Here is a 14,141-nt window from a genome sequence, read left to right on the forward strand (position 1 = left end):
ATAATCGGGCCCTCAAGAACGCGAAAGACCCGCGGTCGAGGAGCGGGCGGGAGGAGAAAAAGCCGGATTTCCGGCTTCGAATGGCATGCGCGCTGTGGCGCGCGGCCATATCCCCCCTTGCTTCTCCTTGCCTAGCATTCGATTGGATCGAGGTGAAGACGATGAGTTTCAAAATCGCTATTATCGGCGCCGGCAGCGTCGGATTCACCAAGAAGCTGTTCACCGATATTTTGTGCGTCCCCGAATTCCGGGACATCGAGTTCGCGCTGACCGACATCAGCGAGCACAATCTCGGGATGATCAAGGCGATCCTCGACAGGATCGTGGAAGCCAACAATTTGCCGACGAAGGTGACAGCGACGACCGAACGCCGCAAGGCGCTGGAGGGCGCACGCTACATCATCAGCTGCGTGCGCGTCGGCGGCCTGGAGGCCTATGCCGACGACATCCGCATCCCGCTGAAATATGGCATCGACCAGTGCGTCGGCGACACGATCTGCGCCGGCGGCATCCTCTACGGCCAGCGCAACATCCCGGTGATCCTCGATTTCTGCAAGGACATACGCGAGGTCGCCGATACCGGCGCAAAGTTCCTCAACTATGCCAACCCGATGGCGATGAACACCTGGGCAGCGATCGAATACGGCAAGGTCGACACGGTCGGCCTCTGCCACGGCGTGCAGCACGGCGCCAGGCAGATCGCCGAAGTGCTGGGCGCGAAGTCGCCCAAGGAGCTCGACTACGTCTGTTCCGGCATCAACCACCAGACCTGGTTCATCGAGCTCAGGCTGAACGGCCGCCGGATCGGCAAGGACGAGTTGGTCGCCGCCTTCGAGGCGCATCCGGTCTATTCGAAGCAGGAAAAGCTGCGCATCGACGTGCTGAAGCGCTTCGGCGTCTATTCGACCGAAAGCAATGGCCATCTGTCGGAGTATCTGCCCTGGTACCGCAAGCGTCCCGACGAGATCACACGCTGGATCGACATGTCCGACTGGATCCATGGCGAGACCGGCGGCTATCTCCGCTACTCGACCGAGACCCGCAATTGGTTCGAGACGGAATATCCGCAGTTCCTCGAAGCGGCGTCGAAGCCGATCGATCCGGCCGCACGCTCCAACGAGCATGCCAGCCACATCCTCGAAGCGCTGGAGACGAACCGCGTCTATCGCGGCCACTTCAACGTCAAGAACAATGGCGTGATCACCAACCTGCCGCAGGACGCCATCATCGAATCGCCCGGCTTCGTCGACCGTTTCGGCATCAACATGGCGGCCGGCATCACGCTGCCGGAGGCCTGCGCCGCCACCTGCATGTCCTCGATCAACGTGCAGCGCATGTCGGTGCATGCGGCGATCGCCGGCGACATCGACCTCTTGAAGCTAGCCGTGCTGCACGATCCGCTGGTCGGCGCGGTGTCGACGCCGGAGGAGGTCTGGCAGATGGTGGACGAGATGGTCGTCGCCCAAGCTCAATGGCTGCCGCAATACGCGCATGCCGTGCCGGCGGCGAAAGAGCGGCTTTCGAAATCCAAGGTCAAGACCCGTGAATGGGCCGGCGCGGCGCGCCGGAGCGTGCGCTCGATCGAGGAATTGCGCGCCGAGAAGGCGGCGCTCAAGCAGGCCGGCTGAGACCATGCCCCGGCGGACATGCGGGAGGCAGGTCCGCCAAATCAGCCGCCCGGAAGAACAAGCGGGCAGCAGCAGGCGTCCAAACAACTGGGAGGAGACGATGAGGACCTTACGCAGAATTGGCTTTGCCGCCGGACTGGCGATGAGCGTTGCCATTCCGGCACACGCCTTCGCATCCGAACCGACGATCCCGCCCGAGCCGGCGACGTTTCCGGCCGAGGGCAAGATCCATCTTGTTGCGCGCGACTCCATCCTGGAGTTCAAGGCGCTGCCCGAATATCACGAGCCGGACTGGGTAACGGAGAAATACGTCAAGGCCGGCAAGCTGCCGCCGGTGAAGGACAGGCTGCCGAAGGAGCCGCTGGTCTTCAAGACCGCGAACATGACGGACGGCATCGGCGTCTATGGCGACACGATGCGGCACGTCATCGGCGGCCGGCCGGAAGGCTGGAACTACGGCGCCGGCCAGACGCAAGGCTGGGGCGGCATCGACATCGCGCTTTCCGAATGCCTGACACGCACCGCGCCGCTGTTCCAGGTCGATGCAAAGGACACCGAGCCGCTGCCGAACCTCGCCAAAAGCTGGGACTGGTCGAGCGACGGCCACAAGCTGACGATGCATCTGATCGAAGGCGCCAAATGGTCGGACGGCGTCCCCTTCAATGCCGACGATGTCATGTTCTACTGGGACGACGAGGTGGTCGATCCCAATGTATCGCCGCTGAACGGCGCGACACCCGAAACGTTCGGCGTCGGCACGACGTTGAAGAAGGTCGACGACTACACGGTCGAATGGACTTTCAAGGAGGCCTTCCCGCGACAGTATCTCTATGCGATGGCCTACGGCACCTTCTGCCCCGGCCCCGCGCACATATTGAAGCCGCAGCATCCGAAATATTCGAAGAACACCTACGACCAGTTCAAGAACGCCTTCCCGCCGGAATACATGAACATTCCGGTGATGGGCGCCTGGGTGCCGGTCGAATACCGGCCGGACGACATCGTCGTCATGCGCCGCAACCCCTATTACTGGAAGGTCGACGAGAAGGGCAACCAGCTGCCCTATCTCAACGAGCTGCAGTACAAGCTCTCGACCTGGGCCGACCGCGACGTGCAGGCGGTGGCGGGCTCGGGCGACTTCTCCAATCTCGAGCAGCCGGAAAACTTCGTCGCTTCGCTGAAGCGCGCGGCCGAGAAGAACGCGCCGGCGCGGCTTGCCTTCGGTCCGCGCCTAATCGGCTACAATCTGCGCTTCAACTTTTCCGCCAATGGCTGGGGCAACCCTGACGAGCGCGGTCAGGCGATCCGTGAATTGAACCGCAACGAGGATTTCCGCAAGGCCGTGACCATGGCGCTCAACCGCAAGGCGCTTGGCGATTCGCTAGTCAAGGGGCCGTTCACCGCCATCTATCCCGGCGGCTTCTCCTCCGGCACCAGTTTCTATGACCGCAAGTCGACGGTCTACTATCCGTTCGATCTCAAAGGCGCCAAGGCCGAGCTCGCCAAGGCCGGCCTCAAGGATACCGACGGCGACGGGTTCGTGAACTTCCCGGCCGGCACCGCCGGCGGCAAGAATGTCGAGATCGTGATGCTGGTCAACAACGACTACACCACCGACAAGAGCCTCGCCGAAGGCGTCGTGGCGCAGATGGAAAAGCTGGGCTTGAGGGTCGTGCTCAACGGGGTCAACGGCACGCAGCGCGACGCGATCCAATATTCGGGCCGTTTCGACTGGCTGATCCGGCGCAACGACCAGGAGCTTACTTCTGTCGTGCAGAACACGGAGCAACTCGCTCCAGTCGGTCCGAAGACCAGCTGGAACCATCGCGCGCCGGAAAGCGGCGAAGTCGATCTGTTGCCGTTCGAGAAGGACCTCGTCGACATCGTCAACAAGTTCGTCACGACGCAGGACAACGACCAGCGCGCGGGGCTGATGAGGAAATTCCAGAAGATCTCGACGGAAAACATCTACAATGTCGGGCTGACGGAATATCCGGGCGCGCTGATCATCAACAAGCGCTTCTCGAACATACCGCAGGGCACGCCGATCTTCATGTTCAACTGGGCCGAGGATTCGATCGTCCGCGAACGCGTCTTCGTCCCGGCCGACAAGCAGGCCAAGTACGAACTCTACCCCGAGGAGCTGCCCGGCAAACCGGGAGACAAGGGCCCGATGTAAGGTTTACCTCCCCTGACGAAGAAAGTCCGGCCGCGCCGCGGCGCGGCCGGACCAACGAAACTTCCGAACGCACCCGAGGGAGCGACCGGCAGACAAAGGAAGCAGACCGTCCATGTTGCGATTCCTGCTCATGCGCATAGCGTCGGCGCTTCCCGTGCTTGCCATTTTGAGCCTCGTCACCTTCGCCATCATCCAGGCGCCGCCTGGCGACTATGCCGACTATATCCGTTCGCAGTTGATCAACCAGGGCGGAGCTTCCTACGCCGAGGCGGATGCGCAGGCGCAGGCCTACCGGAAGGAACATGGCCTCGATAAGCCATTGCCCATCCAGTATCTCAACTGGGTCGGCGGCATCCTCACCCGGGGCGATTTCGGCTACAGCCTCTATTACAACAAGCCGGTGGCCGATGTGGTCGGCGAACGCCTGCCGCGCACGCTGCTGCTTGCGCTGGTCTGCCACCTGCTCGCTTCGGTGCTCGGCATCGGCTTCGGCATATGGGCGGCGACCCGGCAATATTCCTGGATCGACTCGACGCTTTCAGCCATCTCCTTCCTCGGCATGACGGTGCCGCGCTTCCTGATGGCGCTGATCATCGTCTATCTCCTGGTCTTCCAGTTCAACGTGTCGGAGATCGGCTCGTTCTTCTCGCCGCAATATGGCGGCGCGCCATGGTCGTGGGCGAAGTTCGTCGACCTGGTGAAGCATGTCTGGCCGGTGGTGGCGATCGCGACCTTCGGCGGCCTCGCCTACAATATGCGCGTCATGCGCGGCAATCTGCTCGACACGCTCAACGCGCAATATGTCGAGACGGCGAAGGCCAAGGGCCTGACCGGAGGCGCCGTCGTCATGCGCCACGCGGTGCCCAACGCGCTGCATCCGCTGGTCATGTATCAGGGCGTGGTGCTGCCCTACATGCTCACAGGCGAGATCGAGACGGCGATCATCTTCGCGCTGCCGACCGTCGGGCCGGCGATCGTCGGCTCGATGGCGGTGGGCGACGTCTATGTGACGGCGACCTTCATGATGGTGCTGTCGGCAACGCTGATCGTCGGCAACATCATCGCCGACATGCTGCTCGCGCTGCTCGATCCGCGCGTGCGCCAGTTCGGGGAGCATTAGATGTTGGCGCGCGATCCGTCACCCCCGCCACCGCCGGCCGAAGGCGCAGTGCACCAGCCCGCGCACGGCAATGAAAGCTACGTCGCGCTGGTCTGGCGCCGGCTGAAGCGCTCCTGGACCGGCATGGCGGGACTTTGCCTGGTTGTGCTCTTGCTGGTGATGGCGCTCTTTGCGGAATTCCTGGCGCCCCTGGACCCGAAGGCGACCGATATCGCCTTTGCGCCGCCGGAGGTCCCAAGCTTCCACGACAAGGATGGCAATTTCGTCGCGCGGCCCAGGATCTATGCGTTGGCCGAGTCGACCGACCTCGATCCGGTCACCTTCCAGCCGATCGTCGGCCCGGACTACGACCATCCGCGGCTGCTCGGCTTCTTCGTCGAGGGCGCGCCTTACAAGCTCCTCGGACTGATTCCATCGGACCGGCATTTCTTCGGCTCCATGGACGGCGAACCGGTGCATTTCCTCGGCACCGACAAGTTCGGCCGCGATGTGCTGTCGCGCGCCATCCACGGCTCGCGCGTCTCGCTGATGATCGCGCTGACGGTGGTCTTCATCATCACCGTCATCGGCACCACCGTCGGCATGGTCTCGGGCTATTTCGGCGGCCGGTTCGACGTCTGGATGCAGCGCTTCGTCGAGCTGGTGCTCGCCTTCCCTCAATTGCCGCTCTATCTCGCGCTGACGACGCTGATCCCGGTCACCGCGCCGACCAACGTCTTCCTCGCCTTCGTCATCATCGTCATGTCGGCGCTGGGCTGGGCGCAGATGTCGCGCGAGGTGCGCGGCAAGACGCTGGCGCTGGCGCGGATCGATTATGTGCGCGCCGCCATGGCGGTCGGCGCCACCGACCGGCGCATCATCATGCAGCACATCTTCCCCAATGTGATGAGCCACGTGATCGTCGCGGTGACGCTGGCGATCCCGACAGTGGTGCTGCTTGAATCCTTCCTCGGCTTCCTCGGCTTCGCGGTGAAGCCGCCGCTGATCTCCTGGGGCCTGATGCTGCAGGACACCGCGACCTATTCGGTCATCGGAACCTATCCCTGGATCCTGTCGCCGGTCGGCTTCGTACTGATCGCCGTCTTTGCCTTCAACGCGCTGGGCGACGGCCTGCGCGATGCCGTCGATCCCTATTGAGGTGACTGGATGACGACCGTCGCGCTCGCAGACTCCTTCGCACCGGCCGTCAGGCACGACCATGACGGCCGCCATGACCAGCCCGTCATCGACGCCCGCAACATCGAGGTCGCCTTCAAGGTCGAGCACGGCACCGTCGAGGCGGTCAGGGACGTCTCGTTCCAGCTCTATCGCGGCGAGACGATCGCGATCGTCGGCGAATCCGGCTCCGGCAAATCGGTGACGGCGAGAACCGTCATGGGGCTGCTGTCACGGCGGGCGACGGTATCGCCGAAATCGAGCGTCGACTATCACGGCCAGAACATCCTGAAATTTTCCGAGCGCGCCCGGCGCAAGCTGCGCGGCAACCGCATCTCGATGATCTTCCAGGAGCCGATGAGCTCGCTCAACCCGATCTACACGGTCGGCAGCCAGATCGTCGAGGCGATCAGGGTGCACCGCAAGGTGAGCCGAAAGGAGGCCTGGGCGCGGGCGCTCGAGCTTTTGCGGCATGTGCAGATCCCCGAGCCGGAAGCACGGCTCAAGCAATATCCGCATCAGCTCTCCGGCGGGCAGCGCCAGCGCGTCATGATCGCGATGGCTCTGGCCAACGACCCCGACGTGCTGATCGCCGACGAGCCGACGACGGCGCTCGACGTCACGGTGCAGGCACAGATCCTGAACCTGATCCGCAACCTGCAGAAGGAATTGCGGATGGCGGTGATCCTGATCACCCACGACCTCACCGTGGTGCGCAAGTTCTCCGACTATGTCTATGTCATGCAGCATGGCGAGATGCGCGAGCACAACGTCACCGAGCGGCTCTTCGCCGACCCGCAGCATCCCTACACGAAGCGGCTGCTCGCCTCCGAGCCGCGTGGGCGGCCGCAGCCGCTGCCCGAGGGCTGCGGCACCATCCTCGAGGCGAACGGCGTGCGCGTCTGCTTCACGCTGCGCCACGGCAGCTTCCTCAAGCCAGACTGGCGCGAGCTGGTCGCGGTCGACGACCTCGATCTCAAGCTTTGCCGCCACGAGACGCTCGGGCTGGTCGGCGAATCCGGTTCCGGCAAGACCACCTTCGGCCAGGCCCTGCTTCGGCTGCTGGACGCCAAGCGCGGCGCGATCCGCTTCGACGGCCAGCCGATCCAGGGCCTGTCGCGCGCCGAGATGCGGCCGCTGCGCTCGCGCATGCAGATCGTCTTCCAGGACCCGTTCTCCTCGCTCAATCCGCGCATGACGATCGGCCAGATCATCGAGGAAGGGCTGGCCGTGAACAGGTTGGGCGCGACGCGGCGCGAGCGCATCGATCGGGTGCGCGAGGCGCTGGTGAGCGCCGGCATGCCCGGCGAAATCCTGTCGCGGTTCCCGCACGAATTCTCCGGCGGCCAGCGCCAGCGCATCGCGATCGCGCGGGCGATCGCGCTAGAACCGGAATTCATCCTGCTCGACGAGCCGACTTCGGCACTCGACCTTTCGGTGCAAGCGCAGATCATCGACCTGTTGCGCAAGCTGCAGGACGAGCGCGGCCTGAGCTACCTCTTCATCTCGCACGACCTCAAGGTGGTGCGGGCGCTGTGTCATCGCGTCATCGTCATGCAGGACGGCAAGATCGTCGAACAGGGACCCGTCGACGAAGTGCTTTCCAATCCCAAGACCGCCTACACCGAACGGCTCGTGAGGGCCGCCTTCGACGTGGCTTAGAGTGCCGGAGGCTTACAGTGGCTAGAAATCCCAAGATCACGTTTATCGGCGCCGGCTCGACGGTGTTCATGAAGAACATCGTCGGCGACGTGCTGCAGCGGCCGGCGCTGTCGGGCGCGACGATCGCGCTGATGGACATCAACCCGCAACGGCTGGAAGAAAGCGCCGTCGTCGTCAACAAGCTGATCGCCACGCTCGGCGTCAAGGCGAAGGCCGAAACCTATTCCGACCAGCGCAAGGCGCTCACCGGCGCCGACTTCGTCGTCGTCGCCTTCCAGATCGGCGGCTACGAGCCCTGCACCGTCACCGACTTCGAGGTGCCGAAGAAATACGGCCTGCGCCAGACGATCGCCGACACGGTCGGCGTCGGCGGCATCATGCGCGGCTTGAGGACCGTGCCGCATCTGTGGACAATCTGCGAGGACATGCTCGCCGTCTGCCCGGAGGCGATCATGCTGCAATATGTGAACCCGATGGCCATCAACACATGGGCGATCGCGGAAAAATACCCTCAGATCAAGCAGGTCGGGCTCTGCCACTCGGTGCAGGGCACCGCCATGGAGCTGGCGCACGACCTCGACCTTCCCTATGAGGAGATCCGCTATCGCTCGGCCGGCATCAACCACATGGCCTTCTATCTGAAGTTCGAGCATCGCCAGCCGGACGGTTCCTACCGCGATCTTTATCCCGATCTTATCCGCGCCTATCGCGAGGGGCGCGCGCCGAAACCCGGCTGGAACCCGCGCTGCCCGAACAAGGTGCGCTACGAGATGCTGACCCGGCTCGGTTACTTCGTCACCGAAAGCTCGGAGCATTTCGCCGAATACACGCCCTATTTCATCAAGGACGGCCGCCCCGACCTGATCGAGAAATACGGCATCCCGCTCGACGAATATCCGAAGCGCTGCATCGAGCAGATCGAGCGCTGGAAAGGCCAGGCGGAGGCCTATCGCTCGGCCGACCGGATCGAGGTCGAGCAGTCGAAGGAATACGCCTCCTCGATCATGAATTCGGTGTGGACCGGCGAGCCGTCGGTGATCTACGGCAATGTCCGCAACAATGGCTGCATCACCTCGCTGCCCTTCGACTGCGCGGCCGAAGTGCCGTGCCTGGTCGACGCCTCAGGCATCCAGCCGACCTATATCGGCGACCTGCCGCCGCAGGTCACGGCACTGATCCGCACCAACATCAACGTGCAAGAACTGACGGTGCGGGCGCTGATGAGCGAAAACCGCGAGCACATCTACCATGCGGCGATGATGGACCCGCACACGGCGGCCGAGCTCGACCTGGATCAGATTTGGTCGCTGGTCGACGACCTGCTTGCCGCGCATGGCGACTGGCTGCCGGCCTGGGCGCGCACGCGCAGAAAGACGCAGGCGGCCTGAAGGATCAGCCGCCGGCCTGCTCGCGCTCGACGGCGCGCCAGCCGATGTCGTGGCGGAAGAAGCCCTGCGGCCAGTCGATATGGTCGATAGCCGAGTAGGCCTTTTTCTGCGCCTTGGCGACCGTGGCGCCGGTTGCTGTGACGTTGAGCACGCGGCCGCCATTGGCGACCAGCGCGCCGCCGTTGATGGCAGTGCCGGCATGGAAGATCTCGACGCCTTCGCCTGCTGCCTCGTCGAGGCCGCGGATGACCGAGCCCTTCTCCGGCGTGCCGGGATAGCCCCTCGCCGCCATCACCACGGTGAGCGCGGCCTCGTCGCTCCAGCGCGCCGACATATGCGCGAGCTGGCCATCGACGGCGGCGTTGAGCAGGACCAGCAGATCGTCCTTCAGCCGCATCATCAGCACCTGGCACTCCGGATCGCCGAAGCGGGTGTTGTATTCGATCAGCTTCGGCCCCTGATCGGTGATCATCAGCCCGGCGAACAGGATGCCGGCGAAGGGCGCGCCGAGATTGGCCATGCCGCGCATGGTCGGCTCGACGATCTCGCGCATGGTGCGTTCGGTCATCTCGGGCGTCATCACCGGCGCCGGCGAATAGGCGCCCATGCCGCCGGTGTTCGGGCCGGTATCGCCGTCGCCGACGCGCTTGTGGTCCTGCGCTGTGCCGAAGGGCAGCGCGGTGGCGCCATCGCACAGGCAAAAGAAGCTCGCCTCCTCGCCGGTCAGATACTCCTCGACTACCACCTCGGCGCCGGCGGCGCCAAACGCGCCATCGAAACAGGCCTCGAGCGCGGAGCGCGCCTCCTCCAGCGTCATCGCGATGGTGACGCCCTTGCCGGCGGCGAGCCCGTCAGCCTTGATGACGATCGGCGCGCCGGTCTTCTCGACATAGGCTTTCGCCGAGGCGAGATCGCCGAAGCGGCCATAAGCTGCCGTCGGAATGTTGAATTTCGCGCAGAGGTCCTTGGTGAAGCCTTTCGAGCCCTCGAGCCGCGCCGCCGCCTTGGACGGACCGAAAACGCGGATGCCCCAGGCGCGCAGATCGTCGGCAATGCCGGCGACCAGCGGGCCTTCCGGCCCGACCACGACGAGATCGATCTTCTTCTCCTGGCAGAAGGCGGCGACGGCGGAATGGTCGGCGACGTCCAGCTTGACCAGTTCGGCGACGCTGCCGATGCCGGGATTGCCGGGCGACGCATAGAGCCTGGTCAAAAGCGGCGAGGCGGCGATCTTCCAGGCAAGCGCATGTTCGCGGCCGCCCGAACCGAGAAGAAGAACGTTCATGGCCACCTCTTGCTGATCGTCTCCCTGAACCCGCTATTGGTCCGCGGGCGACGGGTCAAGGCGTCTCGGCAATTTGGCGGCAATTGCGCACGGGAACATGGCCCTCATCGAGACGTGATGAGCAGGCCCGTGCCTGACGGGGGTCCGACCAGTCAGCTCTGGAAGATGATGGGGAACCAATCCTCGCGCAATTTCTGGCCGGGCTTCATGTCGTGACCCGGATAGGGCGGCGAGGTTCGGCCCGGTCGCTCGACATAATGCGCATCGTCGCCGACCCAGCGCAGCGACAGCGCCCTGCGCCGGGCCGAGGTCATGTTGCCGCGCGCGCCATGGGCGGTGCGGAAATCGAACAGGATGGCGTCGCCCGGCTCCATCTCCCATTCGAGCACCTTCATCGACGGGTCGTTGTCGGGATCGGGCACCGGCAGGTAGTCGCCCTCGCCAGCATAGAAATTGGCGTCGTTCAGCCAGCGCACCGGCAGGACCATCTTTTCCCATTTGTGCGAGCCGGCAATCAGCCTGAGCGTCGCCTCCTTCACCGGATCGATCGGGATCCAGAAGCTCACCGTCTGGCTGCCATCGACGAAGTAGTAGGGAATGTCCTGGTGCCAGGGCGTCGGCTTCTGCGTGCCGGGCTCCTTGACCAGGACGTGATCGTGGAAGAACTGCGCGCTGCGCGACTGCATGACCGAAGCGGCGAGCTCTGCCGCCGGCGATTCGCGCACGATCCTGACGAATTCCGGGATGCGCTCCCAGTTGCAGTAATCGTCGAAGAAGCTGCCCTTGCCGCCGGCGATGTCGGACGCTGCAGCGCTGCGGTTTTCAATGTTGCGCTCGATGCCGTCGGCAATGACATCGACCCAGTCCTTGAAGGCGCCACGGATGCAGACCGCGCCGTCGCGCTGGTAGTCGGCAATCGTCGCGGCATCGATCTTTGCCGTGGCCATGGGCAATCTCCTTCGTCGGGCAAACCGACTATCGCAAGAGCGCTACATCGCGTAAAATAATAACTTGTCATCTTGCTTATAGTTTTTACCTATGAAACCCACGCTTGTGCAATTGCGCTACGTCATCGCCGTGGCCCGCTATGGCAGCGTGACCGCCGCGGCCGCGGCGCTCAATGTTTCTCAGCCTTCGATTTCGGTCGCGATCGACAATGTCGAGGACGCGCTCGGCCAAAAACTGTTCGTGCGTCATCGCGGCAGCGGCGTGACGCTGACCTCCTTTGGCCGCCAGGCTGTCGCCAAGGCCAGGCAGGTGCTGGCCGAGGCGGACGAATTGGCCGCGCTCGCATCGCGCGAGGCCGATGTCGGCGGCGAGCTGGCGCTCGGCTGTTTCGAGGATCTGGCGCCCTATTTCGCGCCGGCGCTGATGCGCGCTTTCGCCGAACGCTGCCCGGCAGTCACGGTCGTGATCCGCGACGAAACCTTCGAGACGCTGGGGCGGCGCCTGGCCGACAGCGCCATCGACCTCGGCCTGACCTACGATCTCGGCCTGCCGGCGCATTTCAAGCGCGCGCTTCTGCACGAGCTTCGGCCGCACGCGCTGCTGCCGGCCGGCCATGTGCTGGCCGACAAGCGTGCCGTCAGCCTGGCGGAGTTGGCCGCGCATCCGCTGATCACCACCGAGCAGCCGCACAGCTGGCAGCACATGCTGGACCTTTTCTTAAGCCGCGGCCTGTCGCCCGTCGCCCAGTCGTCGACAAGCTCGTTCGAGCTGCAGCGCAGCATGGTGGCCAACGGCTTCGGCGTGGCGGTGAGCTACACCAGGCCGCATGGCGACAGGAGCTATGACGGCCTGCCGCTGGTCTGCAAGCCGATTTCCGACCCGCTTCCCATGCAGCGCATCATCCTGGCCCACGACACGCGCCAGCGCCTGCCGAAGGCGGCGCTCGCCTTCATCGAGACGGCGAAAGCGTGGTTCGCCGGTCACGATGTTTTCACCGGCTGAGCGACAACGCGGCCGCTTGACGGCGCCCATCGCTGCTGCCACTCCAGCACAATGGAAACCATCCAGTCGAAAGCGACCCAGGGCCGCGTCGCCGATGCCCCGAGCGGCCATTGGGTCTACCGGGTGCTGCCGCGCTGGCTGTGGCCCTATGCGCAGCTTGCGCGCTGGGACAGGCCGATCGGCTGGCAATTGCTGCTCTGGCCCTGCTGGTGGTCGGCCGCCCTTGCGGCGAGCGCCTATCCGCGCCCGACGGACCCGCTGCTGACGCTATTGCCGGCGCCCTGGTACCTGTTGCTGTTCTTCATCGGCGCCGTCGCCATGCGCGGCGCCGGCTGCACCTATAACGACATTGCCGACGAGGACATCGACAACCAGGTCGAGCGCACCCGCTCGCGGCCGCTGCCGGCCGGCAAGGTGACGCGCCGCCAGGCCTGGGCGTTCCTCGTCATCCAGGCGCTGATCGGGCTCGCCGTGCTGTTGCAGTTCAACAGCTTCGCCATCCCGCTCGGCATCGCTTCGCTCGTGATCGTCGCCGTCTATCCGTTCATGAAGCGCATCACCAATTGGCCGCAATTCGTGCTTGGGCTGGCCTTCTCCTGGGGCGCGCTGATGGGATGGGCGGTCGAGTTCGGCGACCTCGATGGCCCGGCCATCATGCTCTATATCGGCTCGATCCTGTGGGTGATCGGCTACGACACGATCTACGCGCATCAGGACAAGGAAGACGACGCCATCGTCGGCGTGCGCTCGACGGCGCGGCTGTTCGGCGACAACACCAAGACCTGGCTGGTCGGGCTCTATGGCGGCGCGCTCGTCTGCTTCGCCATCGCCTTCGCTTCGGCGCAGGTGCCGATGCCGGCGCTGGCCGGGCTGATCGCCGCCGGCGCGCATATGGCGCGCCAGATCGTGCGGCTCGACATCAACAATCCGGATCAGTGCCTGAGACTGTTCAAGTCGAACAACCAGGTCGGCTGGCTGATCTTTCTGGGGCTGATCGGCGGGGCGCTGTGGGTGGCGTTGAAGCCGTTGGTGTGACGGCGCTCCCCTTCTCCCCTTGTGGGAGAAGGAAAAAGCGCTACTCCCGCGCGATGATCTCCTCACCGCCGATGACAAGGCGCAGGCCGAGATTGCCGGCCTTGCGACGGGCGAGGAAGCGCGGCCGGCGCATGTTGGAGACACGGCCCTTGCGGCGCTCCTGTGGCGGCAGCGCCCTGATGGCGGCGCCGAGCGATTCTTCCAGCGTGCGGGCGATGCCGTCGGCCTCGATCAGGAGCATCGGCAGGCGATAGGCGTCGGCCCAGGCGCGCCAATCGGCGGCGACATCGTCGAGATCGTCGGCGACAAGCAGAGGCACCGACAGCATCGGATCATTGTGCAGAAGTTCCAGCGTCACCGTGACGTTGCCGTCCGGATCTTCCATAGCGCGCGCGGCGACGCCGCGGAACGCATTGGCGGGCAGCGCGATGATCGCCGGCACGCCGCTCATCTCCAGCATGCGCCGGATGACGGCGCCGCGCTGATCGATGGTGAAGGTGACATCGCCATAATCGTCGCGCGTGGCATAGCTTACCATCTGCGGCAGGCGAAACGGGTCGAGACGCATGTTGCGCCCCGCCCAGACTGGCTTCAGTCCAGTGTTCATCGAATGCCTTCCTGTTTCTCCTGAGGGCCGTTTTCCGGTTCTCTCCGGGCCGGTTTTTCCGGCCTCGTTTATGAGGAGAAACATTAGCGCTCGCTTCTTACCGCCGCGCTTAAGAAAGTCGGTTAAATTTTG

The 14,141-nt window shown here is 64.4% G+C and carries 11 protein-coding genes; 8 read left to right on the forward strand and 3 right to left on the reverse strand.

Features of this window, described 5'->3' with window-relative positions; genetic code table 11:
• Positions 1-161: 161 nt before the first annotated feature.
• The 6 genes from EN853_RS19930 (at position 162) to EN853_RS19955 (ending at position 9,132) form a co-directional block, all read left to right on the forward strand.
• Positions 162-1,628 (forward strand): alpha-glucosidase/alpha-galactosidase, encoded by a 1,467-nt coding sequence (locus EN853_RS19930; protein WP_127861107.1) that lies wholly within the window; start codon positions 162-164, stop codon positions 1,626-1,628.
• 100 nt (positions 1,629-1,728) lie between these two features.
• A complete protein-coding gene (locus EN853_RS19935; RefSeq protein ID WP_127861106.1) occupies positions 1,729-3,807 on the forward strand; it encodes an ABC transporter substrate-binding protein in 2,079 nt (692 codons plus the stop codon).
• 112 nt (positions 3,808-3,919) lie between these two features.
• A complete protein-coding gene (locus EN853_RS19940; protein ID WP_127861105.1) occupies positions 3,920-4,927 on the forward strand; it encodes an ABC transporter permease in 1,008 nt (335 codons plus the stop codon).
• A complete protein-coding gene (locus tag EN853_RS19945) occupies positions 4,928-6,064 on the forward strand; it encodes an ABC transporter permease (RefSeq protein WP_127861104.1) in 1,137 nt (378 codons plus the stop codon). It begins immediately after the preceding gene.
• 9 nt (positions 6,065-6,073) lie between these two features.
• Positions 6,074-7,744 (forward strand): ABC transporter ATP-binding protein, encoded by a 1,671-nt coding sequence (locus EN853_RS19950; protein ID WP_127861103.1) that lies wholly within the window; start codon positions 6,074-6,076, stop codon positions 7,742-7,744.
• Between the two features lie 17 nt (positions 7,745-7,761).
• A complete protein-coding gene (locus EN853_RS19955; protein WP_127861102.1) occupies positions 7,762-9,132 on the forward strand; it encodes an alpha-glucosidase/alpha-galactosidase in 1,371 nt (456 codons plus the stop codon).
• Between the two features lie 4 nt (positions 9,133-9,136).
• Here EN853_RS19955 and purD read toward each other — a convergent pair whose 3' ends face one another.
• Together purD and EN853_RS19965 are read right to left on the reverse strand one after the other, a co-directional pair.
• The gene (gene purD / locus EN853_RS19960) at positions 9,137-10,417 is read right to left on the reverse strand and encodes a phosphoribosylamine--glycine ligase (protein ID WP_127861101.1); all 1,281 of its coding nucleotides are present in this window, start codon (positions 10,415-10,417) and stop codon (positions 9,137-9,139) included.
• 152 nt (positions 10,418-10,569) lie between these two features.
• The gene (locus tag EN853_RS19965; protein ID WP_127861100.1) at positions 10,570-11,364 is read right to left on the reverse strand and encodes a phytanoyl-CoA dioxygenase family protein; all 795 of its coding nucleotides are present in this window, start codon (positions 11,362-11,364) and stop codon (positions 10,570-10,572) included.
• A gap of 91 nt (positions 11,365-11,455) precedes the next feature.
• On the opposite strand from EN853_RS19965, the gene EN853_RS19970 reads away from it, so the two are divergent.
• Both EN853_RS19970 and ubiA read left to right on the forward strand, forming a co-directional pair.
• Positions 11,456-12,367, forward strand: a complete 912-nt coding sequence (locus EN853_RS19970) for a LysR family transcriptional regulator (RefSeq protein ID WP_127861099.1) — start codon at positions 11,456-11,458, stop codon at positions 12,365-12,367.
• Between the two features lie 51 nt (positions 12,368-12,418).
• Positions 12,419-13,402, forward strand: a complete 984-nt coding sequence (ubiA, locus tag EN853_RS19975) for a 4-hydroxybenzoate octaprenyltransferase (protein WP_127861098.1) — start codon at positions 12,419-12,421, stop codon at positions 13,400-13,402.
• A 40-nt stretch (positions 13,403-13,442) separates the two neighbouring features.
• On the opposite strand, the gene EN853_RS19980 is transcribed toward ubiA, so the two are convergent.
• Positions 13,443-14,009 (reverse strand): DUF6101 family protein, encoded by a 567-nt coding sequence (locus EN853_RS19980; protein ID WP_127861097.1) that lies wholly within the window; start codon positions 14,007-14,009, stop codon positions 13,443-13,445.
• Positions 14,010-14,141 lie beyond the last annotated feature (132 nt).

Source organism: Mesorhizobium sp. M1C.F.Ca.ET.210.01.1.1 (genome assembly GCF_004791585.1).
Taxonomy (GTDB): Bacteria; Pseudomonadota; Alphaproteobacteria; order Rhizobiales; family Rhizobiaceae; genus Mesorhizobium.

Bases quoted from the DNA above. Each gene is read 5' to 3' on its own strand.
- EN853_RS19945 (WP_127861104.1), top strand. From the start codon at position 4,928: ATGTTGGCGCGCGATCCGTCACCCCCGCCACCGCCGGCCGAAGGCGCA.
- EN853_RS19980 (WP_127861097.1), bottom strand. From the start codon at position 14,009: ATGAACACTGGACTGAAGCCAGTCTGGGCGGGGCGCAACATGCGTCTC.
- EN853_RS19970 (WP_127861099.1), top strand. From the start codon at position 11,456: ATGAAACCCACGCTTGTGCAATTGCGCTACGTCATCGCCGTGGCCCGC.
- EN853_RS19935 (WP_127861106.1), top strand. From the start codon at position 1,729: ATGAGGACCTTACGCAGAATTGGCTTTGCCGCCGGACTGGCGATGAGC.
- EN853_RS19950 (WP_127861103.1), top strand. From the start codon at position 6,074: ATGACGACCGTCGCGCTCGCAGACTCCTTCGCACCGGCCGTCAGGCAC.
- purD (WP_127861101.1), bottom strand. From the start codon at position 10,417: ATGAACGTTCTTCTTCTCGGTTCGGGCGGCCGCGAACATGCGCTTGCC.
- EN853_RS19930 (WP_127861107.1), top strand. From the start codon at position 162: ATGAGTTTCAAAATCGCTATTATCGGCGCCGGCAGCGTCGGATTCACC.
- EN853_RS19965 (WP_127861100.1), bottom strand. From the start codon at position 11,364: ATGGCCACGGCAAAGATCGATGCCGCGACGATTGCCGACTACCAGCGC.
- EN853_RS19940 (WP_127861105.1), top strand. From the start codon at position 3,920: ATGTTGCGATTCCTGCTCATGCGCATAGCGTCGGCGCTTCCCGTGCTT.
- ubiA (WP_127861098.1), top strand. From the start codon at position 12,419: ATGGAAACCATCCAGTCGAAAGCGACCCAGGGCCGCGTCGCCGATGCC.